Consider the following 26,872-nt stretch of genomic DNA (forward strand, 5'->3'; position numbering starts at 1 on the left):
TGACCGTCACCGGAAGGGGTGTCGGTGGCATGGCCGGCGAGCGAGGAGGTGTGGGAACCGGATGAAGGGGTATCCGAGGTTCGAACTCGATTTCCGAGGAGAGGTTGTTTGCAGTGACGACGATCGAGAAGTCCGTGGACGTCGAGGTCCCGGTCACGACCGCGTACAACCAGTGGACGCAGTTCGAGTCGTTCCCGCACTTCATGGAAGGCGTCGAGCGCATCACCCAGGTGACGCCCACGCGGACCCACTGGGTGACGAAGATCGGCGGGGTCGAGCGCGAGTTCGACGCGGAGATCACCGAGCAGCACCCGGACGAGCGGGTGGCCTGGCACACCGTCGACGGCCCGCCGCAGGGTGGTGTGGTGACCTTCCACCGGCTCGACGACCACCGGACCCGGGTCCACGTGCAGATGGAGTACGACCCGCAGACGCTCACCGAGAAGGCGGGTGCGGCGATCGGCCTGGTCGGCCACCGCGTGTCCGGTGACCTGGAGCGGTTCAAGGAGTTCATCGAGGGGCGGGGTGCGGAGACCGGTGCGTGGCGCGGCGACGTGAGCCGCCCGCCGCAGGCCGGCGAGACGCGCCACGACCTGCCCGACGGCGGCCGTCCCGGTGACGCCCTGCGATGAGCGCGCCGGTGGTCCCGGGGCCGAGGGGGCGGAGCCGAACGGCTCCGCCGATCCCCGATCCGAGGCCGCCAGTGGACGGCAGTTGAGTAGTTGAGCGAGATCCCCGCGGGTTACGACCCGCGGGGATTTTCGTGTGCGGGAACCACGCGCTCCCCGGTGGTGGCCCGCGCTCGTCTGGTCGCGTCGGCCGCGTCGGTCGTGCGAAAGGCCCGCGAACCGGGTGGTTCGCGGGCCTTTCGCGGTCGTGCTCCGGGGCGGTCCCGCCGGCCGTCCTGCCTAGCCGTCCTTCAACCGCTCGAACAGCTGGGTTACCGAGCGGCGCAGGTCCGAGGCGTCGTCGCCGAGCAGCGGGCCCTTCGGGGAACCGCCGTCCACGTCCTGGGCCAGCAGCTCGCGCAGCACCTCCAGCACCACCTCCGGGTGCCCCAGCGGCACGGGGGCGGCGAAGGTCTGGGCGGAGCTGATCAGGTCCTCGTGCCGCCGGATCAGCTCGCCCACCTCCGCGCCCGCCGCCGCGCCGGCCACCAGGTGCACGGGCACCGCGCGGTCGGCGAACTCGGACAGCACCTCGTCCGCCTCGCGCCACGGCTCGTCCGTCGCGGGCAGCCGGCACCACATGACCTGCAGGTGCTCCGTCAGCGGGCGCCACGTGCCGGGCAGGTCGCCGTGCCTGCCCACACCGGCCGGGTCGAGCACGACCACCGCCGGGGCGTCCGGCGGTCCGGCCCACACCACGGACGGTCCTTCGGTCCTCGGTTCCTCGTCCATGCGGTCACACCTCCACTACGGCGGGTTCCACGCAGTAGACGGTGTATGCGGATCGGATCACGGGTTGTGCCACGTTCCGCACCCGCACCCCGCCCGGCGTCATGCCGTGCTCGGTCCCGAAGTGCGCGTGCCCGTGCACCGCCAGGGTCGTCCCGTTCGCGTCGATCGCCTCGCCCAGCAGGTACGAGCCGAGGAACGGGTAGATCTCCGCCGGCTCGCCGCGCAACGTGTCGGGCACCGGCGAGTAGTGCGTCAGCGCGACCTTCACGTCGGTGTCGAGGCTGCCCAGCGCGCCGTCGAGCGAGTGGGCGATCTCGGTGGTGTGCCGGATGAACGCCTTCATCTCCGGCTCGCCGAACGCGCTGCCGCACTTGCCCGCGAACCCGCCGCCGAAGCCCTTCACCCCGGCCACGCCCAGCGTGTGGCCGTCCACGCTGATCGTGGTGGTCTCGCCCTCCAGCACGGTGAGCCCGGCGTCCCGCAGCACGGCCGTGACCTCGTCCGGCTTGTCGTCGTGGTGGTCGTGGTTGCCCAGCACGGCGACCACCGGCACCGGCAGCCCGCCGAACTCGTCGGCCACCACCCGCGCCTCGGACACCGTGCCGTGCCGGGTCAGGTCGCCGGCCAGCAGCAGCACGTCGGCGCAGTCGCCCAGCTGGTCGAGCGCGGGCCGCATCCGCCCGCGCGCGTCTTCTCCCAGGTGCACGTCACCGACCGCGGCGATGCGGATCATCGGATCTCCTCTCGGCCGACCGGCGCGTCGGACGGCACGACCTTCACGTCATCGAGCACCTTCAACTCCGGCGCCACGTCGTGGATCACCGCCTCCAGCTCGGCGCGGCGCTCCGGGCTGGCGACGTCGCCGGACAGCAGCACGGTGTCGCCGCGCACCGTCACCCGCACGCCCAGCTCGGTGGTGCGCGGGTCCTCGGCCAGCGCCTGGCGCAGCCGGGCGGAGAGGTACTGCTCTGCGGTCATCACGCGCTCCTGGTCAACGGGGTCGGCAACAGTTCCAGGCGTTCGACCAGCACGAGGAACGCCTCGGCGTACGGCGAGTGCTTGGTGGCCCCCCGCACCTTGTCCCAGTCGATCTGCTCGCGCAGCGCGCGGGCGAACGGCAGCAGCTCGCTGAAGTCGCAGCGGTGCCCGTCCAGGACCAGCAACTTCCCGATCATCACCTCGGTCGCGGGCATCACCGGCAGCACCACCGAGCCGACCTGCAGCTCCTCGGCGCGGGCCAGCGTCTCGTCGGTGACCGGCACCTCGTTCGGCCGGAACAGCAGGTCGACCAGCAGGTCGCCGTCGTACGCCTTCAACAACCAGTCCTCGGGCGGCGTGGCGGCGCGCATGCCCGCCTCGACGAGCGCCCTCACCGCCTCGGTCGCGTCTTCCTCGCGGACCAGGATGTCCACGTCGTGCTCGGTCGCGGGCCCACCTCTGGCGTACACCGCACACCCGCCCGCCAACGCGAACGGGATGTCGTGCGAGCGCAGGGCCTTGGCCACTTTGGTCAACGTGCGCAGCAGCTCGTTCTGGACACCGCTCATGCCGTGGTGACTACCCAGGTGGCCGGTTCTTCACACGGCACGGGTAGCACCGCCCGCATGGGGTAGCCCAGTCGGCATGACTGCCACACCGCCCGACCCGGACCCGGCCCGCACGCCCGGCCTGGAACCCGGTGGCGGGGTCGCGCCCGGTGAGACGCCGCCCGACTCCGGCCAGACCTCCGGCCTGTCCCACCCGCAGCCCATGCCGTCCCGGCGCGGTCCGATCATCACGCTGGTGGCGGTGCTGGTCATCACGCTGCTGACCTTGGCGTTCGTGGTCGCGGAGGTGATGAACTGGAGCAAGCTGTTCTGAGGGCCGCGGCGCCGACGCCCGGGGCTTCAGGGCTCACGGCTCCGGTGCTCAGGGCTTCACGCTCAGGGCTTCAGCGGCGGGCTCGGCCGGAAGCCTTCCTTGCGGCCGAGCCCGTCGAGGAGCTGCTTGAGCGCGTCGCGGGAGCTGTGCCGGGGCGACCAGCCCAGTCGGGTGAACGCCTTGGTCGCGTCGAGCAGCGGCGTGGTGAGGGCCAGGTCGACCCACCCGGGCGAGGTGGGTTGCAGGCGCAGGCGCCAGCTGACCCGCGCGGCGGTGCGCAGGACGGCCGGCGGGATCGGGACGTGCCGGGCGCCCATCACCTCGGCCAGCACCCGCGGCGTCATCACCGGGTCGGAGACCAGGTTGAACGCTCCCCCGGCCCGGGTGGCGAGGATCTTCGCGACGGCGTCGGCCACGTCGTCGGCGTGCACGAACTGCAGCGCCATCGCCCTCGGCAGGGGCAGGACCGGCAGCTTCACCCGGAACAGGGCGTGCGGGACCAGCGGGCCGAGGAAGTAGCGCTTGATCTCGGCGGCGGCCTCCGGCTGGAGCACCAGGCCGGGGCGGACGCGGGTGACGGTCAGCTCCGGGTGGTCGCGCTCCACCTGGTCGAGCAGGTGCTCGACGGCGGCCTTGTGCCGGCTGTAGTAGGAGTTCACCAGGCCGTCGGTCGGCCAGCTCTCGTCCACGGTGTGGTCCTTCGCCGCGGGCGAGTAGGCGCCGACGGACGACATGTGCACCAGGTGCGGGACGCCCGCCTTCGCGGCGGCGGCGAACACGCGGTCGCTGCCGACGACGTTGGTCCGGTAGAGCAGGCGCTCGTCGTGGCCGGGCTGGATGAGCCAGGCCAGGTGCACGACCGCGTCCGCGCCGCGGAAGACCTCGGCGAGCGGTTCCTCCGCCCCTTCCCGGCTGATGTCGACCGGTGTCCACGGGACGTCGTAGGGCGGTTCGTCGGCGGGGTGACGTCGGGAGATGCCGTGCGCGGTGGTGCCCGGTTCGTCGGCGAGACGGCGCAGCAGGGCGGTGCCCAGATTGCCGGTGCCGCCGGTGACGACGATCCTCATGGCGGTCGGGTACCCGCGCGGGACGGGTGCGACACGGGGAGGCCGGGTGTTCGAGGCGGCGGGTTGGGGCTTGCTGGCGGGGTCCGCGCTGCTGGTGGGCGCGCTCGTGGGCTACCTCTTGCGGGTGCCTCGCGGTGTGGTGGCCGCGGTGATGGGGTTCGGCAGCGGCGTGCTGATGTCGGCGGTGTCGTTCGAGCTGATCGACGAGGCCCACGAGCAGGGCGGACTGCTGCCGACGGCGCTGGGCGCCGCGCTCGGGGCGCTGGTCTACACGGCGGCGAACGTGGCGCTGGCCAAGCGCGGCGCGCGGCACCGGAAGCGCTCGGGCGGGCAGCAGCCGTCGGAGTCCGAGCAGACCGGTTCGGGCACGGCGATCGCGGTCGGCGCGCTGCTGGACGGCATCCCCGAGTCGGTGGTGATCGGCGCGAGCCTGCTGGCGGGCGGCGGGGTCAGCGCGGTGACCGTCGCGGCGGTGTTCATCAGCAACGTGCCGGAAGGCCTCTCGTCCGCCGCGGGCATGCGCCGCGCCGGCCGGTCGCGCCGGTACGTGTTCGGCCTGTGGACGGCGATCGCCCTGATCAGCGGCCTGGCCGCGATGGCGGGCTACGGCCTGCTGGCCGACGCCCCACCCCAGTGGCTCGCCGGGATCACCGCGTTCGCGGGCGGCGCGATCCTGTCCATGGTGGCGGACACGATGATCCCGGAGGCGTTCGACGACGCGCACCTGCTGGTCGGCCTGGTGACGGTGGCGGGTTTCCTGAGCGCCTTCGCCCTGTCCCACGCCTGACCGGGCCTGCTCGGCCGGCGGCCGGAAGTCGCGGTCAGTCGCCTGACGGCGGCGCGGGGATCGGGGACTTGGCCAGCGCCGTGGCCACCGCGTGGAGGTTGGCCGCCATCGCCTCGCCCGTGCTCTTGGACCACTGGTGCCCGTGCACGGTGTCCGAGTACTCCGGGCCCGGCCCGGGGCCCATGTTCCAGTACGTCCACGCCTGGCCGGGGATGGTGTAGCCGATGTCCCCGAGCGCGCCGCACACCTCGCTGATCACGTGGTGCGCGCCGTCCTCGTTGCCGGTCACCACCACGCCCGCCACCCGGTTGTACGCGACCGGCCTGCCCTCGGAGTCCTGCTCGGAGATCATCGCGTCCATCCGCTCGATCACCCGCTGCGCGATGGACGACGGGTGCCCCACCCACGTGGGCGTGGCGACGACCAGGATCTCCGCGTTCAGCAGCTCATCGTGGAGCTGCGGCCACTCGTCGCCCTCCCCCAGGTCGGTGACGACCCCCGGCGGCACCTCGTGGTCCACCACCCGGAACGTCCGCACCTCGACGTCACGCTGCTCCAGCGCCTTCACCACGACGTCGGCCAGCAACTGCGTGTTCGACGGCGCGGGCGACTTCTTCAACGAGCAGTTGAGCACGACGGCCCTCATGATCGGTACCTCCACATCCGGCAGAACCCCGGAGTACCCCCGAAGCCCCCGAAAATGCGTTGCACCAACCGCTCGGGGGTCGCCAGGCTCGCGGCCATGGTCGACGTGCCGCACCCCGACGGCCGCGCGGGCATCGACGCCGCGCTGGTCGGACGCCTGGTCGCGAGCCAGTTCCCGCGGTGGCGCGGCCTGCCGGTGACGCCGGTCGAGGTCGACGGGTGGGACAACCGCACCTACCGCCTGGGCGATCACCTGTCCGTGCGGCTGCCGACCGCCGAGGGCTACGCGCCCGCCGTGGCCAAGGAGCACCGGTGGCTGCCGGTCCTCGCGCCCCGCCTGCCGGTTCCGGTGCCCGTGTCGCTGGCGCTGGGCGTCCCGGCCGAGGGCTACCCGTTCCACTGGTCGGTCCGCCGCTGGCTGGACGGCCGCACGGCGACGCCGGGCCGCGTCGGGGACCTGACCGCGTTCGCCCGGTCGATCGCCGCCTTCGTCCTCGCCCTCCAGCGGGTCGACGCGACGGGCGGCCCGGCGGCGGGCGCGCACAGCTTCTACCGGGGCGCGCCACCCGCCCACTACGACGACGGGACGCGGCGCGCCCTCGCCGCTCTCGAAGGCCGCATCGGCACCGCACGAGCCGCCGCCGTGTGGGAGGACGCCCTGAGCGCGCCCGCCTGGTCCGGGCCGCCGGTGTGGTTCCACGGCGACATCGCGCACGGGAACCTGCTGGTCGACGGCGGGGAGCTGGCCGCGGTGATCGACTTCGGCACGTCCGGGGTCGGCGACCCGGCCTGCGACCTGGTGATCGCGTACACGATGTTCGACGCCGACAGCCGGGAGGCGTTCCGCGACGCGCTCGGGCTGGACGGCGCGACGTGGGCGCGGGCCCGCGGCTGGGCGCTGTGGAAGGCCCTCATCACCCTGGCCGGGACCGACGACGAGGCGCGGGCGGCCGAGCAGCGGCACGTCATCGGGGAAGTCCTGGCAGACGCCGAACAGGAGAAGGGGCGCCTCCGCGGCCGGAGGCGCCCCTTCAGCAGGTGGTGACGGTCAGCGGTCGACGGTCAGCTCACGCGCGGCGGCGTAGCGGTCCCGCACCCACGGGGTCGGGTCGGCCTCGACCGAGGTCGACGCCAGCTCCGACCACAGCGGCGGCGCGTCCGCGCCGCCGACCGCCCACGCGGCCTGCCTGGCCGCGCCGTCGGCCACGTACTCGCTCGGCGACGGCACCACGACCGGGCAGCCGAACACCGCGGGCGCGAGCCGCTGCACGGCGGGCATCCGCGCCCCGCCGCCGATCAGCAGCACCCGGGACACCGGCAGGCCCAGCGCCACCAACGCGTCGATCGCGTCGGCGAGGCTGCACAGCAGGCCCTCGACCGCGGCGCGCGCCAGGTGCGCCGGGGTCATCGTGTCCAGCCGCAGGCCGTGCAGCGCGCCGGTGGAGTCCGGCTTGTTCGGCGTCCGCTCCCCCTCCAGGTAGGGCACGAACACCAGCCCGTCGGCGCCCGCGGGCGCCCTCAGGGCCAGGTCCGACAGGTCGGCCAGGTCCACCCCGAGCACCGACGACGTCGCGCTGAGCACCCGTGACGCGTTGAGGGTGCACACCAGCGGCAGGTGGCCGCCCTCGGCGTCGGCGAACCCGTTGACGGTGCCGGTGCCGTCGGCGACGGGGTTCGGCCAGCGCGCGAACGCCGTGCCGGACGTGCCGATCGACACCACCACGTCACCCGGCTGCGCCTGCACGCCCAGGGCCGCGCCCGCGTTGTCGCCCGCGCCCGCGCCGAACCGGCCGCCGACCAGTTCCGCCGGGCCGAGCACCCGCGGCAGCGCGACGACCTTGCCCAGCGCCAGCTCCAGCAGGTCCGGTCGGTAGTCCTCTGTGGACGGCGACCAGTAACCCGTGCCGCTGGCGTCGCTGCGGTCGGTGGTGAGGTCGGCCGGCGACGTGCCGCCGGCCAGCTTCCAGGTCAGCCAGTCGTGCGGCAGGCACACGGCCGCCGCCCGGGCCACCGACTCGGGCTCGTTGTCCGCCAGCCACCGGAGCTTGGTCACGGTCAGCGAGGCGACCGGGACGCTGCCGATCGCCGCGGCCCACTCGTCCGGACCGCCCAGCTCCGCGGTGAGGTCGGCCGCCGCCGTCGCGGAACGGGTGTCGTTCCACAGCAGCGCCGGCCGGACCACCTCGCCGGACTCGTCCAGCACGACCATGCCGTGCTGCTGCGCGGCCACCGACACGGCGGCCACGTCGTCCAGGCCGCCCGCGTCGGCGATGGCCGCCTGGAGGGCGTCCCACCACGCGGCGGGGTGCACCTCGGTGCCCGTCGGGTGCGTCGCGCGCCCTTGCCGCACAAGGGCGCCGGTGTCCGCGTCGCGCACCACCACCTTGCAGGACTGGGTGGACGAGTCGACGCCCGCGACGAGCGCCATCAGCGCGCGCCCAACAGGTGCTCGGTCGCCAGCTGGGCCAGGCGCACGAACCCGAAGCCGCGCTCGGCGGCCGCGTCCGGGTCGAAGTCCTCGCCCTTGAGGAAGTCCGCGATCGACTCGCCCTCGTCGAGCGTGGGCTCGGCCAGCTCGTACACGCCGCTGGCCTTCAGCGCCTCCTGCACCTCGGGGTCGGCGCGGAACGCCGTCGCCCGCTCGCGCAGCAGCTGGTAGGTGCGCATGTTGGCCGCGGCGCTGGCCCACACGCCGTCCAGGTCCTCGGTGCGCAGCGGCTTGTAGTCGAAGTGCCGCGGGCCCTCGTAGCCGCCGTGCTCCAGCAGGTCGACCAGGAAGAACGCGGACAGCAGGTCGCCCTGGCCGAACACGAAGTCCTGGTCGTAGCGCGGGCCCTTCTGGCCGTTGAGGTCGATGTGGAACAGCTTGCCCTGCCACAGCGCCTGGCCGATGCCGTGCACGAAGTTGAGGCCCGCCATCTGCTCGTGGCCGACCTCGGGGTTCACGCCGACCAGCTCGTGGTGCTCCAGCGTCGAGATAAACGCCAGCGCGTGGCCGATCGTGGGCAGCAGGATGTCGCCGCGGGGCTCGTTCGGCTTGGGCTCCAGCGCGAAGCGGAAGCCGTAGCCCTGGTCGACCGAGTGCTGCGCGACCGTGTCGACGGCCTCGCGGTAGCGGTCGAGGGCGGCGTGCACGGGCTTGCCCGCGTCGACCTCGGAGCCTTCACGGCCGCCCCACATCACGATGGTCTCGGCGCCGAGCTCGGCCGCCAGCTCCAGGTTGCGCAGCACCTTGCGCAGCGCGAACCGGCGCACCGAGCGGTCGTTGCTGGTGAAGCCGCCGTCCTTGAACACCGGGTGGGTGAACAGGTTGGTGGTCACCATGGGCACGACCATGCCGGTCTCGTCCAACGCCGCGCGGAACGCGGAGACCCGCTTGCCGACCTCGGCCGAGTCCGCGCCGAAGGGGAACAGGTCGTCGTCGTGGAACGTGATGCCCCACGCACCGAGTTCCGAGAGCTTGCGCACCGCCAGCGGCGCGTCCAGCACGGGGCGGGTCGCGTCGCCGAACGGGTCGCGTCCCTGCCAGCCGACCGTCCACAGGCCGAAGCTGAACTTGTCCACGAGGGCACCTCCAATAAGTTTGATGCCTGAACTTATCGCACTCAGCCGCTAGTATCCAGTGGTGTCCAGACCACAGCCCGCGGGCCAGCACACCGTGCGACGGCACAACTCCGCCCTGGTGCTCGACGCCATCGCCGAGGCGGCCGGGTCGTCGCGCGCCGCCGTGGCCGCCCGGACCGGGCTGACCAAGGCGACCGTGTCGAGCCTGGTCGACCGGATGATCGGCGCCGGGCTCGTCGCCGAGGGCGAGGCGCAGGCCAGGTCCGGTCCCGGCCGGCGCGGCACGGCGCTGCACCTGTCGCCCACCGGGCCGCACGGGCTCGGCGTGGAGATCGGGGTCGACTACCTGGCCACGTGCCTGGTCGACCTGACCGGGCAGGTGCGGGCGCGGTGGGTCCGGCCCAGTGACAACCGTGCCTCATCGCCCGCCCGCGTGCTGGCCAAGGTGGCGGCGGCGGTGCGGACGGCGGCGAAGCAGGACGTGCCGATCGGCGGGGTCGGCGTGGCCGTGCCGGGCCTGGTGGAGGTGGCGGGCGGGTCGCTGCGGGTCGCGCCGAACCTGGGGTGGCGCGAGGTGGACGTGCGCGGCGAGCTGACCAGGCGGCTGGCGCTGGACGTGCCGGTGCTGGTCGGCAACGAGGCGAACCTGGCCGCGCTGGCCGAGCTGTGGCACGGGGACGTCGCGGCGGACTTCCTGCACATCTCCGGCGAGATCGGCATCGGCGCGGGCATCGTGGTGGGCGGTGCGCTGTTCGAGGGCGTGTCCGGGTTCGGCGGCGAGATCGGGCACCTGTCGGTCGACCCTCGCGGGCCGCGGTGCGCGTGCGGGTCGCGCGGGTGCTTGGAGCGGCTGGCCGGGCAGGACGAGATCGTGCGCGCGGCGGGCGTGACCGGGGTGGACGAGCTGCTGGCGCGGTTGGCGGCGGGTGACCGGGCGGCGACGACGGCGGTGCGCGCGGCGGCGCGGTGGCTGGGCGTGGCGCTGTCCGGGGCGGTGAACCTGCTGGACCTGCCGACGGTCGTGCTCGGCGGCACCTACGCCCGGCTGGAGCCGTGGCTGCGGGAGGCGCTGCACGCCGAGCTGGACCGCCGCGTGGTCAGCGCCGAGTGGTCACCCGTCCGAGTGGTCGCCTCGTCGCTCGGCGCGGAGGCCGCCGTCCGGGGCGCCGCCACCACCGCCGTCCGCGCGATCCTCGCCGACCCCGACCCCTACGTGACGTCCGCCCTGTCCTGAACGTTGAACTCACCCATCCCGAACGTTCGACTCGCGGCACGTGAGCGTTCGACTCGCGCGTCCTGAACGTAGGACTCTCGCGCGAGTCGTACGTTCAGGTGCCGCGAGTCGAACGCTCAGGTACCCCGAGTTCTGCGTTCAGGGCGGCCAGGAGCGAGTGGTGGGTAAGGCCCGGTGGCCGGCGGTCAGGTGCACCCGGACACCGCCGACGACCTGCGCCGGGACCCTCCGCACGCACTCGACCACGGAGAGTCGCGACACCCCTGAACACGGCCCCTCTTCACCCGAATGCGCCCGCTGGAAGCGGACGCGCCGCAGGCGCTCGTCTGACAGCCTGGACGCCACGTTGTCGGTGCGGACAATCGTGCTGAGACTGCCAGGGGGTGGACCGGTGCCGCGTGGAGAGCGCCCGTTGGACGTCGGCGACAGCCCGCTGCTCAGGTTCGCCGCGGACCTCAGGTCGCTGCGGGACCGGGCGGGCGGGCACAGCTACCGGCAGCTGGGCGCGCGGGCCCACTACTCGGCGACGACGCTGTCGGACGCGGCCGGCGGGCGCAAGCTGCCCACCCTCGCCGTGACGCTGGCGTACGTGCGCGCCTGCGAGGGCGACGTGACCGAGTGGGAGGACCGGTGGCGGCAGGTCGCCGCCGAGGTGCTGCCCACCGCCGAGCCCGGCCCGGAGGAGGGCCACCCGCCGTACGCGGGCCTGGCCGCCTACGGCACCGCCGACGCCGAGTGGTTCTTCGGCCGCGACCAGCTGCTGGACGACCTGGAGCACCGCATCGCGCAACGCCGGTTCGTCGCCGTGTTCGGCGCGTCCGGCGCGGGCAAGTCGTCACTGCTGCGGGCGGGCCTGGTGCCCCGGCTGACCGGCCGGGTCGTGGTCACCACGCCCAGCGACACCGGCGCGCCGGACCTCGACGTCGACCTGCTGATCGTGGACCAGTTCGAAGAGGTCTTCACGCTGTGGCCGGACGCCGACCAGCGCGCGTCCTACGTCGACGCGCTGCTGACCGCCCGCTGCAAGGTCGTGGTCGGCGTCCGGGCCGACTTCTACGAGCACTGCGCGCAGCACCCGGCGCTGGTGCGGGCGCTGACCGACGGTCAGATGCTGCTCGGGCCGATGGGCCCCGAGGAGCTGCGCCAGGTCATCATGCAGCCCGCCGTGAAGGCGTCGTGCACGGTCGAGACCGCGCTGGTGTCCCGGCTCATCGCGGACGCCACCGGCCAGCCCGGTGTGCTGCCGCTGATGTCGCACGCGCTGCTGGAGACCTGGCGACGCCGCCGCGGCACCACGCTGACGCTGGCCGGCTACGAGGCCGCGGGCGGCGTCCAGCACGCCATCGCGCAGACCGCCGAGCGCACCTACACCTCGCTCGAACGCCACCAGCGGGTGCTGGCGCGGCAGGTGTTCCTGCGGCTCACCGCGCTCGGCGACGGCACCGAGGACACCAAGCGGCGGCTGCCGCGGGCCGAGCTGGACCACGACGTGGACGTCGACGTGGTGCTCGACCGGCTGGCCCACGCCCGGCTGCTCACCCTGGACCGCGACAGCGTCGAGATCGCGCACGAGGCGTTGATCCGGTCCTGGCCGCGGCTGCGCGGCTGGCTCGCCGAGGACCGCGAGGGGCTGCGCACCATGCGCCGGCTCACCGAGGCCGCGGCCACCTGGGACTCGCTCGGCCGCGACCCGGACGCGCTGTACCGGGGCACGCGGCTGGACACCGCGATCGAGTGGACGCAGCGCGACGGCGTGCGCACCAGCGCCCAGGAGCGCGACTTCCTGGCCGAGAGCCGGTCGGCCCGGGATCGGGAGCGGCTGCTCGCGCACCGCCGCACCCGCCGGTTGCGCCAGCTCGTGGCGCTGCTGGCGGTGCTGCTGGTGTTCGCGGGCACCGCCGTGGTGCTCGCGATCAAGGCGCAGAACGAGGCCGCGGAGGGCTGGCGGTCGTCGGCCGCCTACTACGTCGCCAACCAGGCGCAGGGCCTGCGCAGCAGCGAGCCGCGGCTGGCCGACCAGCTGACCATCGCCGCGCACTACCTCAACCCGACCGACGAGACCCGCGACGGCGTGCTCAGCGCCCGCGCGACGAGCGCGCAGAACACCGCGGAGCGGACGGCGTTCGCGTCCGCCCAGGCGCTCAGCCCCGACGGCGTGCCGCAGCCGAACACCCGGGCGCTGGGGCCGGCCGACGAGACCGTCACCTCGATCGCGACCGACGACGCCGGCCGGGCGTTCGCCACCACCCTGGTCGGCAAGGTGGCCAAGGTCTGGGACGTCACCGACGCGGCCGCCGACGTCGTGCACACGTTCCCCTTCCCGGTGGACGTGATCGCGTTCGACCCGGCCCGCGCCCGCAACCTGATCACCGTGTCCAACGCCCGCGACGTCGTGGTGTGGGACTGGTCGGACCCGGACCGGCCGGTCGAGCGGTCGCGCCTGCCCGGCCACTCGCGCCCGGTCACCGGCGTGGCGCACAGCGCGGACGGCGAGGTCGTCGCGACGCACGACGACATGGGCGTGGTGCGGCTGTGGGACCTGGCCGACCTCGCGCTGCCGAGGGCGCTGGTCCAGCTCGACACCGACCTGGACGTCACCTCGGTCGCCCTGTCGAACGACCACCGCGCCATCGCGATCGGCGGCGCGCACGGCGACGTCCGGCTGCTCGACCTGTCCGACCCGGCCGCGCCGCGGGAGACGTGGACCGGGAAGGCGCACCGGGGACCGGTCCAGACCCTGGGGTTCCGCAGCGACGGCACCGCGCTGGCCACCGTCGGCACGCAGGACAAGGTGGCCCTGTGGGACGTGTCGGACCGGGGCGCGCCGGTCGAGCTGGGTCGGATCAACGGCCTGACCGAGGGCGTCTACCGGGTGTCGTTCGGCGACACCAGGGACAACGTGGTCACCCACAGGTCCAACGGCACGACGCGGTCCTGGGAGTTCGACTTCGACCGGGCGGTGCGGGCCATGTGCGACGACGTGCGGACGCACATCACGCGCGAGGAGTGGCAGCAGTACGTCGGCGCGGTCGGCGCGCTGGAGTACCGCCGCCCGTGCGGTTGATTGGCGGCCCGCGCCGAGCAGGCGGATAATTCCGACGTGACCACGCCGCGTGACGACGACCGGACCGAAGCGCTGCCCGTTCCCCCGTTCCCGGACGGTCCGCCGCCGGTGGGTGCGCCGCCGGCGGGTCCGCGCGGCGTCGGGCCGAACGCGGTCGAACCGCTGCCGCCGGTCGGCGAGGCGGACCGGCCCAAGCTGAAGCCGACCAGGATCAGCGGCACGTGGGTCGCGGTGCTGGCCTCGATCGTGGTGCTGATCGTGCTGCTGGTGTTCATCCTGCAGAACCTCGCCGGCGCCACGATCCACTTCTTCGGCGCGGAGGGCACGCTGCCGCTGGGCGTGGCGCTGCTGTTCGCGGCGATCGCCGGGGCGATCGTGGTGGCCCTGGTCGGCGCAGCCCGGATAATGCAGCTGCGCCGCCAGGCCAAACGAGGGCTGCGCTAGGCAGCGGAACAGGTCCTGCCGTTCAGCGAGAAGCCGGTGGGCGCGACGTTGCTGCCCTGCCAGCTCGCCTGGAACCCGAAGTCCACCGAGCCACCCGCTCCGATGGTCCTGTTCCAGCCCTCGTTGTCCACCGTCACGGCGGCGCCCGTCTGTGACGCCTTGCCGTTCCAGCTGTTGGTGATCTGCTGGCCGTTCGGGAACGTCCAGCGCAGGCCCCACCCCGTGAGGGACGTGGCGCCCGTGTTGGTGATCTTCACCGAGCCGGTGAAGCCACCTCCCCACTGGCTGACGACCCGGTACCGGACCGAGCAGCCGGGTGGCGGCTGGTCGGTGACGGTGGTCCGCGTCGTCGTAGTGGTGGTCGTGGTGGTCGTCGTCGTGGTCGTGCCCGTCGGCGACGTGTCCGTGGGGTGCGTGTGGGAACTCGTGTTGCCGGGGTCGCCGCTCGGCTCGGCGACGAGGATGCCCCGGCCGTTCGTGCCCAGGTAGACGCGGCCGTAGACGCGCGGGTCGCCGGTGATCGCCTCGCCCATGTTCCCGTACTGGTGGGCGTCGTCGTTGACGCGGACCCAGCGCCCGGCCTCGTCGTCGGACCGGTAGACGCCGGTCCGGCCCTCGACAGTCAGCACCGCGTACAGCGCGGGGTAGGTCTTCTCCAACGCGGGCTTGCCGAAGCCGATGTTGACGCCGGAGGTCACCCCGGCCAGGGCGGCGGCCGTCCGGCCCGAGTCGGTCGAGCGGAACAGGCCGCCCTCGCCGACCAGCCAGACGTGGCCCTCGTGCCCCGGTGTCGCGTGCAGCTTGGTCGCGTCGGCGGTGGCGCCGGCGGTGAACGTCGCGCCGCCGTCCGTGCTGACGTAGACCGTGCCGCCCGCCAGGCCGTAGAACTTGAGCGGGTTCACCCGGTCGGACTCGACCACGGCGCCCGCCGGGATGCCGGACGACGGGGCCCACGAGTTGCCGAAGCCGACCGAGTGGTGCACCGCCGCGCCGGCCGGGCTCCACACGAACCGGCTGCCGTCGGCCGCCGCCGCGACCGTGCCGCCACCGGTGACGCCGGCCGGCTCGCCGCCCGCGAACCAGTTGCCGCCGCCGTCGGTGGAGAACGCCACGTGCGCCGCGCCGTCGACGTTGCCGGACCGCACCACGACGGACGGGTTCGCCTCGGCGAAGTCCAGGCTGGTGGTCGAGGTGAAGTTCGGCTGCTGGAACATCATCGCCGGCACCCGGGCCAGGTCGTCGTGCCGGAACCCGCCGATGTCGCCCAGACCGCTGATCAGCGGCGCGCCCGCGGGCGGGCTGATCAGGTCGAGCACCGCGGTCTCCTCCAGCCCCGCGGCGGTCGGCCTGATCGTGATCTGGCCGCCGTCGTCCCACTTCGTCAGGTCCGTCGTGCCGTAGACGGTCGCGCCGGTGCCGTACATCATCCGGTCGGAGTCGAACGGGTCGATCTCCAGCGACTCGACCATCCAGCCCAGCTTCGGGGTGACCTCCGGCGGCTGCGGGTTCGCGCCCCAGCTCAGCCACGGCGAGGAGCTGATGTCCATCTTGTACCGGAAACTGCGGTTCGGGTAGCTGGTGAAGTCCCAGGCCCGCGTCCACGTCGCGCCGCCGTCCGTGCTGCGGAAGATGATGATGTCCGGCCACCAGGAGATCTGGGTGGCGACCATCAGCGTGCCCGGGTCCTGCCGGTCGATCGTCAGGCCGCTGTAGCCGAAGTAGTCGTCGGCGCTGTCGGACGGGACGGGGCTGATCCGGGTCCACGCGCCGGTCGCGGTGTCGTGCTTCCAGACGTCGCCCTTGCCGCCGTCGTACGGGCCGCCGGTGTCGCTGGTGGCCAGGTAGAGGAAGCCGCCCTCGGTGTCCAGCACGCCCTTGTGCGCGATGTAACCGGTGGGCTGACCGGCCAGCCGGGTCCACGTCGCGCCCGCGTCCGTGCTGCGGTAGACCGTGTTCTCCTTGTCGGCGACGCCGACGTAGATCGTCTTCGTGGGGCTGCCCGCCGTCGAGGACCGCGGGTCGTAGGTCACCCAGACGACGCCCTGGACGTCGTTGCCGTAGCCGTTGGGGTCGTTCGGGTCGGCGACGTAGTCGCCCGGGTTGGGGAAGCTCGCCACCTGAGACCACGTGATACCGCTGTCCGCGCTGCGCCACAGGCCCTTGCCGCTGGGCGCGCCGAAGTACAGCACCCGGCCGTCGTTGGGGTCGACCGACAGCCTCTCCCCCATGCCGCGACCGGGCATGTTGCCGCCGAGCTTGAACGGCAGCTCGGTGCGCTGCCAGGTCCGGCCGCGGTCCGCCGAGCGCAGGATCGCGCCGTTGTTCGGGTCCCAGCTGTTGGTGTACATGCCGACGGCGGCGTAGACCTTGTCGGCGTTGCCCGGGTCCGGGGCGATGCTCGCCACGCCGTTGTAGCCCCACCGGTCCCAGCCGACCCAGTCCAGCAGCGGGAGCCAGCGGCCGGTGGCCTGGTCCCACCGGTACGCGCCGCCGATGTCGGTGCGGGCGTAGACGAGGTCCTTCTCGGCGGGGCTGAACACGATGCCCGGCACGAACCCGCCGCCGGCGATCTCGACGTTGCGCCAGTTGTGCGGCTGGGTGGGCACCGCGGCGGCGGCGGTGGGCTGCGAAGCGGGGCTGGCCGCGGCCGTCACCAGCACGACGCCCAGGGCGGCGACGGCCGCGGTGGTCAGCGCCAGGAGCCGCCTCATCGCCGCTCCCCCGGACGCGCGCCGGAGGCGGCCGGTCGGCCGGCTGCCGCCGTGGGGGTGCTGCGTCGGGCCATCGTGCTGCGCTCCTTTGCGCGGGTGGGAGGAGGCGGTGGGCGAGAGTGGTCCGCCTCCCCCCAGGTCTTCGGGACGCCTGTCTGGGAGCGCTCCCAGATAGGGCAGGGTTGGACCGTAGCCAGGCCGATCGGTTGACGGCAAGGGTCAGCGCTGAGCTATCCGGGTGAAGTGCGCAGCGTGATCATCGAACCGGTCGAACGGAACGTCGAATCGCTTCGAAACGAGTCGGGACCCAGGCCGCGGCCCGGGTCCCGACAGGTTCCGCGAGTCCGGCGTCAGGCGCTCGAACGGGAGACCATCGCGGTCGGCAGGAGCAGGAACGGCGGCAGGTTCTCCTCGCCGGCCAGCTCCGCCATCAGCCGCCACGTCATCGTGCGCCCCAGCTGCTCCACGTCCTGCCGGATCGTGGTCAGCGGCGGCACCGCGGTGGAGGCGATCATCAGGTCGTCGAACCCGACCACGGCCACGTCGTCGGGCACCTTCTTGCCGTGCGCGTGCAGGGTCTGCAACGCGCCCAGCGCCATGATGTCCGCGCCGACGAACACCGCGTCCAGGTCCGGCGCCCGCTTGAGCAGGTCGGCCATGGCGACCGCGCCGCTCTCCGGGGTGAAGTCGCCGTACGCCACGAGGTCGGTGTCGAGCCTGGCCTGGCTCAACCCCCGCTTCCAGCCGGACAGGCGGTCCATGCCGACCGCCATGTCCCGCGGACCGGCGATGGTGGCGATCCGCTTGCGGCCCCGCGAGACCAGGTAGCGGGCCGCCTCCATGGCGCCGTTGAAGTTGTCCGAGTCCACATAGGGCACGCCACCGGCGCCAAGGGGCCTGCCGCCGACGACGGTCGGCAGGCCCGCGTCGGCGAGCGTGCGGGGTAGCGGGTCCTGGCCGTGCAGGCTGATCACCAGCACCCCGTCCACGTGGCCGCCGCAGAGGTAGTTGACCAGGTCCTGCTCGTCGCCCTCCTTGCTCATCATGAGGACGAGCTGGACCCGCTTGCCCGCGAGCTCGGCGTGCACACCGCGCAGCACACCGGCGAAGAACGGGTCGGCCAGCACCCGGCTGCCCTGCTCGGAGACGACCAGGGCGATGCAGTTCGCCCGGCTGCCGGCGAGCGTGCGGGCCGCCTGGTTGGGGCTGTACCCGAGCTTGCCGATGGCCTGGTGCACGGCCTCGCGCGCCCGGGAGCTGACGTACGGCTCGCCGTTGATCACCCGGGAGACGGTCGACTTCGACACCCCGGCTGCACGGGCGACCTCCTCGAGCCGGGTGTTGGGTCGTCGCGCCTTGGGGGGGTCAACGGCATCTGTCACGGAGCGACCGTCGCTGCGAGAGCGTTGCCACGGGCAACCTGCGAGTACCACATGGCACTCATCTTAGGCGTCCGCACCTGGGTCTCGTAGTCGACATGCACGATCCCGAACCGCTTGGCGTATCCCTCGGCCCACTCGAAGTTGTCCATCAGCGACCACGCGAAGTAACCACGCAGGTCCACACCCGCCTCGATGGCCGCATGAGCCGCCCTGAGGTGCGACTCGATGTAACCAAGGCGCTCCGGGTCGTGGATGGAGCCGTCGTCGTTGATGGAGTCGACGTAGGCCGCGCCGTTCTCGGTCACGTACAGCGGGATGCTGGGGTAGTCGTCGTGCACCCGCTTGAGCACCTTGAACAGGCCGTCCGGCTGCACCTCCCAGTCCATGTCCGTGCGCGGCAGGCCGCGGCTCGGGAACGAGACGTGCTCCGCGCCGACCCAGGGTGACCCGGTCGGGCGACGCCCGTTGGTCTGGACCGGTGCTTCCGGCTCCCCCTGTTCCGGGGTGCCGCTGACGAAGTGCTCGGCGTAGTAGTTGACGCCCAGCTGGTCCAGCGGCGCGGAGATGATCTCCAGGTCGTTCTCGCGGATGTGCTTCGAGAAGCCGTAAGGCTCCAGGTCCTCCACGATGTCGGCCGGGTACTCGCCCTTGAACAGCGGGTCGAGGAAGATCCGGTTCTGCAGGCCGTCGAGCCGGCGGGCGGCGTCGACGTCGGCCGGGTCCTCCGGGTTCGCCGGGATGATCGGGTACATGTTGAGCGTGATGCCGACCTTGGCGGTCGGCGCCTGCTCCCGGATCGCCGCGGTGGCCAGACCGTGGGCCAGCAGCAGGTGGTGCACGGCCGCGACGGCGGCCTCCGGCTCCTGGCGGCCGGGCGCGTGCACGCCGGCGGCGTAGCTGAGCAGCGACGAGCACCACGGCTCGTTGAGCGTGGTCCAGCTGTCCACCCGGTCGCCCAGGGCGCCGACGACCGACTCGGCGTACTCCGCGAAGCGGTACGCGGTGTCGCGGTTGGCCCAACCGCCCTGGTCCTCCAGGGTCTGCGGGAGGTCCCAGTGGTAGAGGGTCAGCCACGGGGTGATGTTGTTCTCGAGCAGCTTGTCGACCAGCCGGGAGTAGAAGTCCAGGCCGGCCTGGTTCACCGGGCCCGCGTCGGGGCGGATGCGCGGCCACGCCGTGGAGAACCGGTAGGCCTGAATGCCGAGGTCGACCATCAGCTGGACGTCTTCGTCGACGCGGTTGTAGTGGTCGGCGGCGGGGTCACCGGTGTCACCGCCGACGACCGCGCCCGGCGTCTTGCAGAACGTGTCCCAGATGGACGCGGTGCGACCGTCCGCGGTGGTCGCGCCTTCGATCTGGAACGCCGCGGTCGCGGCGCCCCACACGAATCCCTCGGGAAAGGAAATCGACTCCACAGCTACCCCTTCACAGCACCCTGCATGATCCCGGCGACGATCTGCCGACCGAGTACGAGGAAGACGATCAGAATCGGGACCGTGGCCATGGTGGTCCCGGCGAGCACGAGCGAGTTGTCGACGTAGTAGCCGCTCTGCAACTTCTCCAGGGCGACCTGCATCGTCGGGTTGTCCGCGTTGAGCACGATCAGCGGCCAGAGGAAGTCGTTCCACGACATCATGAACGTGAAGATGCCGAGCATGGCGGCCGCCGGGCGCACCGCGGGCAGGCACACGTGCCAGAACGTGCGGATCATGCTGCAGCCGTCCATGCGGGCCGCCTCGATCAGCTCGTCCGGCACGGCGTCGGCGATGTACTGGCGCATCCAGAACACGCCGAACGCGGTCACCAGGTTCGGCACGATGACCGCGCCGAGGGTGCCGGACCAGCCGTACTCGGCCATCGCCATGTAGAGCGGGATGATGCCGAGCTGCGTGGGCACGGCGAGCGTGGCGACCACGAACACCATGAGCGGGCCGCGGCCCTTGAACCGCAGCTTGGCGAAGGCGAACCCGGCCAGGGTCGACAGGATCACCACGGACAGCGTGACCGTGCCGGAGACGATGATGCTGTTGCCCAGCGCCTTCCAGAACGGGATGGTGTCGAGCACGCGGCCCGCGTTGTGGAAGAAGTTGCCGCCGGGCAGCAGGGGTGCGTCGGCGGTGAACTTCTGGTCGTCGTGGCTGGCCACCAGGAACGACCAGTAGAACGGGAAGGCCGACCCGAGGATGAACGCGATCAGGATGCCGTAGACGACGAAGCTCGGGCGGCGCTCGGAGAGCGAAATCCTCTTCGAGGCCCGCCGCTTGGCGGGCCTCGGCCCACCGGCGACCGGCGCCGGGCGATCGGTGATGGTGGCCATCACGCCTCCCCACTGGACGCGAGCCTGCGGGTGAGCAGGAAGTTGATCCCCGCGATCGCGATGATGACGATGAACAGGATCCAGGCCATCGCCGAGGCGTAGCCGAGGTCCTGGCTCTGGAAGCCGGACTGGTACATGTAGAGCACGACCGTCTGGTACTGGTGGCTCGCACCGCCGTTGGCGCCCGCCGACGGCGAGAACAGCAGCGGTTCGGTGAAGATCTGGAGGCCGCCGATGGTCGAGGTGACGATCACGAAGATGAGGGTGGGTCGCAGCATCGGCAGCGTGATGCTGAAGAACTGGCGCACCTTGCTCGCGCCGTCGACCCAGGCCGCCTCGTAGACGTCGCGCGGGATGGCCTGCATGGCGGCCAGCACGATCAGGGCGTTGTAGCCCGTCCAGCGCCAGTTGACCATGGTCGCGATGGCGACGTGGCTCCACCAGCGCTCGGCCTGCCAGTCGATCCGGTCCAGGCCGAACAGCTCCAGGACGTTGTTCACCGAGCCGTACTGCACGCCGAACAGGTCGCCGAAGATGATGGTCAGGGCGACGAGGCTGGCGACGTAGGGCAGCAGCACGCCCATCCGCCAGCCGGTGCGCCCGCGCAGCGCGGTGTTCAGCAGCGCGGCCAGCAGCACCGCGATGATCACCTGGGGGATCGTCGAGATCGCGAAGATGCTGAACGTGTTGACCATCGCGGTCCAGAACTGCGAGTCGGCCAGCAGCTCCGTGTAGTTCTCGATCCCGACGAACGGCTGCTCGTCCGCGCCCAGCTCCCAGTCGAACAGGGAGATGTAGGCGGTGTACAGCAGCGGGAACAGGCCCACCACCGCGAACAGGATGAAGAACGGGGCGATGTAGACGTAGGGGGAGTACTTGACGTCCAGGCGGGTGAGCCGGTAGCGCCAGCTCAGCTTGCCCGAACCGATGTCATCGTTGTCGTCGCGCCGCGGCGGGCGGGGCTCGGCGCCCCGCCCGCGCGTGACCGTGAGTTCGGTCGTCATTACTTGGCAGCCTTCTTGGCTCCCTCGATGACCGTCTTCCAGGCTTCCTCAGGAGACGTGCCCTGCTCGACCGTGGTCAGTGCCGGGGAAACCACGTTGTCCTGGATCTCGCCGTCCTTCGGGCCCTTGTACTGGGCCGCCGCGACCTTGTTCGCCTGCTCCGCGAACAGCAGGCCGACCTTCTCGCCGCCGAAGTACTCGTTGGTGCTGTTCAGCAGCTCCGGGGAGATCAGGGCCTGGGTCTGGCTGGGGAAGGTGCCCTTGGCCTCGAACGCCTTGATCTGCTGCTCCGGCGCGGTCAGCCACGCGGCCAGCTTGGCGGCCTCGGCCTTGTTCTTGCCCTGCTTCGGGACGGTCAGGTACGAGCCGCCCCAGTTGCCGCCGCCGCCGGGGAAGGCCGCGGTGACGGCCCACTTGCCCTTGTGGTCGGGGCCGGCGTTGCCGGCGATGACGCCCAGCATCCAGGACGGGCAGGTCTTGGTGGCGAAGGCCGACTCCTTGAAGCCGGTCTCCCACTCCGGGCTCCACGCGGCGAGCTTGGCCGACTGGCCGCCCGCGACCGCGGCGGTGACCTGGTCCCAGATCTTCTTGTCGTCGTTGGTCTCGATCACGAGCTTGTCGTCGCGGTCGAAGTAGCCGGTCTGGGCCTGGTTGTGCATCGGGTTGAAGATCTGGGCGGCCGAGTCGAACCACGGCTTGCCCGTCGCCTTGACGTACTTGTCACCGGCCTCGAAGTACGCGTCCCAGGTGGCGAACAGGGCCTTGACGCCCTCGGGGTCGGACGGCAGGCCGGCTTCCGTGAGCATGTCGGTCCGGTAGCACATGGCCAGCGGGCCGATGTCGGTGCCGTAGCCGATGAGCTTGCCGTCCTTGGTGGTGACGGCGTCGACCTTCCACTGCAGCCAGCGGTCGTCGCGGACGTCGCTCGGGCCGATCTCCTTCAGGTTCTCGAACTGGCCGGACTTGGCCATGACCTGGCTGAGGAAGCCCTCTTCGACGGCCTCGACGTCGGCCAGGCCCGACCCGGCGCCCAGCTTGGTGAACAGGTTCTGGTGGTGCGGCGCGCCCTGGCCGGTCTTGCGCTGCGTGACCTTGACGTTCGGGTTGGCGGCCTCGTACTCCTTGAGGAGTTCTTCGTAGCCGAACTCGTTGAAGGTCGCGATGGTCAGCTCGACCTTGCCGTCGGCGGACGTGCCGGACTCTCCCGAGCCACAGGCCGTGGCGACTGTGGCAAGCACTGCGGTGCAGGCCAGGACTTTGGCCAAGCCTGCTCGACGGTAGCGCACGAGAACTCCTCAGTTGATCGGCGGTGAACGTTCTGGGAGCGCTCCCAGGTTTTGGGGGAGTGTGGTTCGCGCCACGGAGTTGTGTCAAGCTCTCGTGTCCGCGCTGTTACCGACGTTGCGACATTTGCCTTGCTGGACCGATTCTGCTAGCGGTGTGTTCAGTGGTCCGTTCAGGCACTGTTCGTAGACCAGTCGGACACGCTCGGTTCACCCTCCGGCCGATGGTCGGAAGAATTCACGAGTCGCGTCACCCACTCATCCGCGACCAGTGTGCACCGGATGTGCGCGCGAGTCGTCAACCACCCCACCGCGAGTCGCGCGCCGTGTCGCGCGGAGTCGTCCGGTCGGGTGGCACGAGTCGGCCGGCCGGGTGGCGCGCGCGGACGGGTCGACTCGATCAGGTCGACCCGCCGGCGCGCGCCGGGAGTCCATTCAGGACCGCGAAGTGATCGTCATTGTCGGCGGGGTCCGCCACCGCGTGCCGGGGTCGCCCGAATATAGGGGTACCCCTTATTACCGGATCAACGGCCGTCTTCCAGATCGCCTTCGGTTTCGAGGTAGGTCTTCCGCAGGGCTTCGAGCGTTTCCGCTTCCGGGTGTTCCCACATACCGCGCTCGGCCGCCTCCAGGAGGCGTTCGGAGATGCCGTGCAGCGCCCACGGGTTGGACCGGGTCAGGAAGTCCCGGTTCTCCGGGTCGAGCACGTAGCTGGCCGCCAACTGCTCGTACATCCAGTCGGCGACCACGCCGGTGGTGGCGTCGTAGCCGAACAGGTAGTCGACGGTGGCGGCGAGCTCGAACGCGCCCTTGTACCCGTGCTTGCGCATCGCGGCCAACCACCGCGGATTCACGACGCGGGCGCGGAAAATGCGGTTCGTCTCTTCGTGCAACGTCCTGGTGCGCACCGCGTCGGGCCGCGTGCTGTCGCCGACATAAGCGGCGGGCGCTTTTCCGGTCAGCGCGCGGACGGTCGCGACCATGCCGCCGTGGTACTGGAAGTAGTCGTCGGAATCGGCGATGTCGTGTTCCCGGGTGTCGATGTTCTTCGCCGCCACGGCGATGCGCTTGTAGGCGCTCTCCATCGCCGGTCGGGCTTCGACGCCGTCGAGTTCACGGCCGTACGCGTAGCCGCCCCACACCGCGTACACCTCGGCCAGATCGGCGTCGTCCCGCCAGTTCCGGCTGTCGATGAGCGGGAGCAGGCCGGCGCCGTATGCGCCCGGTTTGCTGCCGAAGATGCGCATTGTCGCCCGTCGCGGGTCGTTGTGCCGCGCAAGATCGGCTCGGGCGTGCGCCCGCACGTAGTTGTCGTCGTCCGACTCGTCGAGGTTCGCCACTAGTCGCACCGCGTCATCGAGCAGTGCCACTACGTGCGGGAATGCGTCCCGGAAGAAGCCGCTGATCCGGACCGTGACGTCGATTCGGGGTCGGTTCAACTCGATCAGCGGGATCGGTTCCAGACCGGTTACCCGGCGCGACTGGTCGTCCCACTGAGGGCGTACGCCCATCAGGGCCAGCACCTCGGCGATGTCGTCACCGGCGGTGCGCATGGCGCTGGTGCCCCAGACCGACAGGCCGACCGACGGCGGCCACTCCCCCGTCTCGGCCCGGTAGCGCTCCAGCAGCGAGTCGGCCATGGCCTGCCCGGTCTCCCAGGCCAGCCGGGACGGCACCGCCTTGGGGTCGACCGAGTAGAAGTTGCGGCCGGTGGGCAGCACGTTGACCAGGCCGCGCAGCGGCGAGCCGCTGGGACCGGCCGGGACGTAGCCGCCGTCCAGCGCGTGCAGCACGTTGGTCAGCTCGTCCGTGGTGCGGGCCAGCCTCGGCACGACCTCGACCGCGGCGAACTCCAGGATTCGCGCCACGTCCTCGTCGTCGGTCACGCCGCGCGCGGCCGACACGTCCCAATTGGCGTCTTCCATGGCCTGGACCAGTTCGCGGGCCCGCTCCTCGACCCGGTCGGTGTCGGCCCGGTTGCCGCCACCGCCGGTCTCGACCAGGCCGAGCGCTTCGCGCAGGCCGGGCAGGGCGGCGACCTGGCCCGCCCACATCTGCTTGGCCTGCAGGATGGACAGCACCAGGTTGACCCGGGTCGGCCCGGTCGGCGCCGCGCCGAGCACGTGCAGGCCGTCGCGGATCTGGACGTCCTTGACCTCGCACAGCCAGCCGTCGACGTGCAGGATCAGCTCGTCGAACTCGGCGTCGTGCGGCCGGTCGTCCAGCCCCAGGTCGTGGTCGAGCTTGGCGGCCTGGATGAGGGTCCAGATCTGGGCCCGGATCGCCGGCAGCTTGGCCGGGTCCATCGCGGCGATGTTGCCGTGCTCGTCCAGCAGCTGCTCCAGCCGGGCGATGTCGCCGTAGCTGTCGGCCCTGGCCATCGGCGGCACCAGGTGGTCGACCAGGGTGGCGTGCGCCCGCCGCTTCGCCTGGGTGCCCTCGCCCGGGTCGTTGACCAGGAACGGGTAGATCAGCGGCAGGTCGCCGAGCGCCGCGTCCGGGCCGCAGCCCGCCGACATGCCGACGGTCTTGCCGGGCAGCCACTCCAGGTTGCCGTGCTTGCCGACGTGCACCACGGCGTCGGCGCCGAACTCGTCCTCCAGCCACCGGTAGGCGGCCAGGTAGTGGTGGCTCGGCGGCAGGTCGGGGTCGTGGTAGATGGCGATCGGGTTCTCGCCGAAGCCGCGCGGCGGCTGCACCATCACCACGACGTTGCCGGAGCGCAGGGCGGCCAGCACGATCTCGCCGTCGGCGTCCGCCGACCGGTCCACGAACAGGTCGCCGGGCGCCGCGCCCCAGTGCTGCTCCATTCCCTGCCGGGTGTCCTCCGGCAGGGTGGCGTACCACTTGCGGTAGCGGGCCGCCGGGAGCCGGACCGGGTTGCCGCGCACCTGCTCCTCGGTCAGCCAGTCGGCGTCCTGGCCGCCGGCCGCGATCAGGGCGTGGATCAGCGCGTCGCCGTCGAGGTCGGCCACGCCGGGCAGCTCGTCACCGATGTCGTAGCCGCGCTCGGCCATCGCGGCGAGCAGCCGCACGACGCTGGCCGGGGTGTCCAGCCCGACCGCGTTGCCGATCCGGGAGTGCTTCGTCGGGTACGCCGAGAGCATGACGGCGATCCGGCGCTCGGCGGGCGGGATGTGCCGGAGCCTGCCGTGCCGGACCGCGATGCCCGCGACCCGCGCCGCCCGCTCCTCGTCGGCGACGTAGACGGTGAGGCCGTCCTCGTCGACCTCCTTGAACGAGAACGGCACGGTGATGATCCGGCCGTCGAACTCGGGGATCGCCACCTGGGTGGCGGTGTCCAAAGGGGACAGACCATCGTCGTTGTCGTCCCACGAAGCCCGGCTGCCGGTGAGGCACAGGGCTTGCAGGATCGGCACGTCGAGCGCGGCCAGCGCGCCCACGTCCCACGCGTCGTCGTCACCGCCGGCGGACGCGGCGGCGGGCTTGGTGCCGCCGGCCGCGAGCACGGTGACCACCAGGGCGTCGGCCTTGCCCAGCTCGGCCAGCAGCCCCGGGTCCGCCGCGCGCAGCGAGGCGCAGTAGACCGGCAGCGGGCGACCGCCCTTGGCCACGATCGCGTCGCACAGCGCGTGCACGAACGCCGTGTTCCCGGCCACGTGGTGGGCGCGGTAGTACAGCACCGCGACGGTCGGCCCCTCCCCCGCGTCGTCGCGCTCCAGCAGGCCCCAGGTCGGCGTCGGCTCGGGCGGCGCGAAGCCGTGGCCGGTGAGCAGCACCGTGTCGGACAGGAAGTCGTGCAGCTGGGCGAGGTTGGCCGCGCCGCCGTGCGCCAGGTAGGCGTGCGCCTCCGCGCAGACGCCGCCGGGCACGGTGGACAGCTCCATCAGCGGCGCGTCCGGGTTCTGCTCACCGCCCAGCACGACGACCGGCAGGCCGGAGGCGAGCAGCCAGTCCAGCCCCTCCTCCCACATCCGGCGACCGCCGAGGATGCGCACGACCACCAGGTCGACGCCCTCCACCAGCGCCGGGAGGTCGTCCACAGCGGTGCGGGCGGGGTTGGCCAGGCGGAAGTCGGCAGTGCTGGCGCGAGCGGACAGCAGGTCCGTGTCGGAGGTCGACAGCAGCAGGATCACGTGCGGGCTCCAT

Annotated in this window: 22 protein-coding genes; 7 read left to right on the forward strand and 15 right to left on the reverse strand. The window is 72.1% G+C overall.

What is annotated here, in order from left to right; translation table 11 throughout:
- The first annotated feature begins 113 nt into the window (after window positions 1–113).
- Window positions 114–632, forward strand: coding sequence for an SRPBCC family protein (locus tag AB0F89_RS33160; RefSeq protein ID WP_367129749.1), 519 nt, complete (start codon window positions 114–116; stop codon window positions 630–632).
- 276 nt (window positions 633–908) lie between these two features.
- Here the strand turns inward: AB0F89_RS33160 and AB0F89_RS33165 are convergent, their stop codons facing one another.
- From AB0F89_RS33165 to AB0F89_RS33180, 4 genes are read right to left on the reverse strand one after another with little or no spacing between them, the layout of a single operon-like run.
- The gene (locus AB0F89_RS33165) at window positions 909–1,400 is read right to left on the reverse strand and encodes a hypothetical protein (protein ID WP_367129750.1); all 492 of its coding nucleotides are present in this window, start codon (window positions 1,398–1,400) and stop codon (window positions 909–911) included.
- A gap of 4 nt (window positions 1,401–1,404) precedes the next feature.
- Entirely contained in the window at window positions 1,405–2,133 is a 729-nt protein-coding gene (locus tag AB0F89_RS33170; protein ID WP_367129752.1) for a metallophosphoesterase, read from the reverse strand.
- Entirely contained in the window at window positions 2,130–2,378 is a 249-nt protein-coding gene (locus tag AB0F89_RS33175) for a BON domain-containing protein (RefSeq protein ID WP_367129754.1), read from the reverse strand. Before AB0F89_RS33175 ends, AB0F89_RS33170 begins: the two co-directional genes overlap by 4 nt.
- Window positions 2,378–2,947, reverse strand: a complete 570-nt coding sequence (locus tag AB0F89_RS33180; protein ID WP_367129756.1) for a nucleotidyltransferase — start codon at window positions 2,945–2,947, stop codon at window positions 2,378–2,380. Before AB0F89_RS33180 ends, AB0F89_RS33175 begins: the two co-directional genes overlap by 1 nt.
- Before the next feature lie 76 nt (window positions 2,948–3,023).
- Between AB0F89_RS33180 and AB0F89_RS33185 the strand changes: the two genes are divergently transcribed.
- Window positions 3,024–3,260, forward strand: coding sequence for a DUF6480 family protein (locus AB0F89_RS33185; protein WP_367129757.1), 237 nt, complete (start codon window positions 3,024–3,026; stop codon window positions 3,258–3,260).
- 62 nt (window positions 3,261–3,322) lie between these two features.
- Here AB0F89_RS33185 and AB0F89_RS33190 read toward each other — a convergent pair whose 3' ends face one another.
- Window positions 3,323–4,327 (reverse strand): NAD-dependent epimerase/dehydratase family protein, encoded by a 1,005-nt coding sequence (locus AB0F89_RS33190; RefSeq protein WP_367129759.1) that lies wholly within the window; start codon window positions 4,325–4,327, stop codon window positions 3,323–3,325.
- Between AB0F89_RS33190 and AB0F89_RS33195 the strand changes: the two genes are divergently transcribed.
- A complete protein-coding gene (locus AB0F89_RS33195; protein WP_367139097.1) occupies window positions 4,326–5,114 on the forward strand; it encodes a ZIP family metal transporter in 789 nt (262 codons plus the stop codon). The genes AB0F89_RS33190 and AB0F89_RS33195 overlap by 2 nt on opposite strands.
- Before the next feature lie 34 nt (window positions 5,115–5,148).
- Here AB0F89_RS33195 and AB0F89_RS33200 read toward each other — a convergent pair whose 3' ends face one another.
- Window positions 5,149–5,760: a flavodoxin family protein gene (locus tag AB0F89_RS33200; RefSeq protein ID WP_367129761.1), complete on the reverse strand. Its 612-nt coding sequence runs from the start codon at window positions 5,758–5,760 to the stop codon at window positions 5,149–5,151.
- Window positions 5,761–5,814: 54 nt separating this feature from the next.
- On the opposite strand from AB0F89_RS33200, the gene AB0F89_RS33205 reads away from it, so the two are divergent.
- Entirely contained in the window at window positions 5,815–6,804 is a 990-nt protein-coding gene (locus AB0F89_RS33205; protein ID WP_367129763.1) for an aminoglycoside phosphotransferase family protein, read from the forward strand.
- 3 nt (window positions 6,805–6,807) lie between these two features.
- Here the strand turns inward: AB0F89_RS33205 and AB0F89_RS33210 are convergent, their stop codons facing one another.
- Both AB0F89_RS33210 and xylA read right to left on the reverse strand, forming a co-directional pair.
- The gene (locus tag AB0F89_RS33210; protein ID WP_367129765.1) at window positions 6,808–8,187 is read right to left on the reverse strand and encodes a xylulokinase; all 1,380 of its coding nucleotides are present in this window, start codon (window positions 8,185–8,187) and stop codon (window positions 6,808–6,810) included.
- Entirely contained in the window at window positions 8,187–9,323 is a 1,137-nt protein-coding gene (gene xylA, locus AB0F89_RS33215; RefSeq protein WP_367129767.1) for a xylose isomerase, read from the reverse strand. The genes AB0F89_RS33210 and xylA overlap by 1 nt, the downstream gene beginning before the upstream one ends.
- 61 nt (window positions 9,324–9,384) lie before the next feature.
- On the opposite strand from xylA, the gene AB0F89_RS33220 reads away from it, so the two are divergent.
- The 3 genes from AB0F89_RS33220 (at window position 9,385) to AB0F89_RS33230 (ending at window position 14,065) form a co-directional block, all read left to right on the forward strand.
- Window positions 9,385–10,557: an ROK family protein gene (locus tag AB0F89_RS33220; protein WP_367129769.1), complete on the forward strand. Its 1,173-nt coding sequence runs from the start codon at window positions 9,385–9,387 to the stop codon at window positions 10,555–10,557.
- A gap of 391 nt (window positions 10,558–10,948) precedes the next feature.
- Entirely contained in the window at window positions 10,949–13,621 is a 2,673-nt protein-coding gene (locus AB0F89_RS33225) for an XRE family transcriptional regulator (RefSeq protein WP_367129771.1), read from the forward strand.
- A 162-nt stretch (window positions 13,622–13,783) separates the two neighbouring features.
- Window positions 13,784–14,065, forward strand: a complete 282-nt coding sequence (locus AB0F89_RS33230; RefSeq protein WP_367139099.1) for a lipopolysaccharide assembly LapA domain-containing protein — start codon at window positions 13,784–13,786, stop codon at window positions 14,063–14,065.
- On the opposite strand, the gene AB0F89_RS33235 is transcribed toward AB0F89_RS33230, so the two are convergent.
- The 7 genes from AB0F89_RS33235 to cobN form a co-directional block, all read right to left on the reverse strand.
- On the reverse strand, window positions 14,062–16,776 hold the full coding sequence (locus AB0F89_RS33235) for a cellulose binding domain-containing protein (RefSeq protein ID WP_367129773.1): 2,715 nt from the start codon (window positions 16,774–16,776) through the stop codon (window positions 14,062–14,064). The two genes, AB0F89_RS33230 and AB0F89_RS33235, sit on opposite strands and share 4 nt — an antisense overlap.
- A gap of 350 nt (window positions 16,777–17,126) precedes the next feature.
- A complete protein-coding gene (locus AB0F89_RS33240; protein WP_367129775.1) occupies window positions 17,127–18,158 on the reverse strand; it encodes a LacI family DNA-binding transcriptional regulator in 1,032 nt (343 codons plus the stop codon).
- Window positions 18,155–19,564: a GH1 family beta-glucosidase gene (locus AB0F89_RS33245; RefSeq protein ID WP_367139101.1), complete on the reverse strand. Its 1,410-nt coding sequence runs from the start codon at window positions 19,562–19,564 to the stop codon at window positions 18,155–18,157. Before AB0F89_RS33245 ends, AB0F89_RS33240 begins: the two co-directional genes overlap by 4 nt.
- A gap of 11 nt (window positions 19,565–19,575) precedes the next feature.
- A complete protein-coding gene (locus AB0F89_RS33250) occupies window positions 19,576–20,475 on the reverse strand; it encodes a carbohydrate ABC transporter permease (protein WP_367129777.1) in 900 nt (299 codons plus the stop codon).
- A complete protein-coding gene (locus AB0F89_RS33255; protein WP_367129781.1) occupies window positions 20,475–21,479 on the reverse strand; it encodes a carbohydrate ABC transporter permease in 1,005 nt (334 codons plus the stop codon). Before AB0F89_RS33255 ends, AB0F89_RS33250 begins: the two co-directional genes overlap by 1 nt.
- Window positions 21,479–22,717 (reverse strand): extracellular solute-binding protein, encoded by a 1,239-nt coding sequence (locus AB0F89_RS33260; RefSeq protein WP_367129783.1) that lies wholly within the window; start codon window positions 22,715–22,717, stop codon window positions 21,479–21,481. The genes AB0F89_RS33255 and AB0F89_RS33260 overlap by 1 nt, the downstream gene beginning before the upstream one ends.
- Before the next feature lie 569 nt (window positions 22,718–23,286).
- The gene (gene cobN, locus AB0F89_RS33265; protein WP_367129784.1) at window positions 23,287–26,859 is read right to left on the reverse strand and encodes a cobaltochelatase subunit CobN; all 3,573 of its coding nucleotides are present in this window, start codon (window positions 26,857–26,859) and stop codon (window positions 23,287–23,289) included.
- Window positions 26,860–26,872 lie beyond the last annotated feature (13 nt).

This window comes from Saccharothrix sp. HUAS TT1 (assembly GCF_040744945.1).
Lineage (GTDB): Bacteria > Actinomycetota > Actinomycetes > Mycobacteriales > Pseudonocardiaceae > Actinosynnema.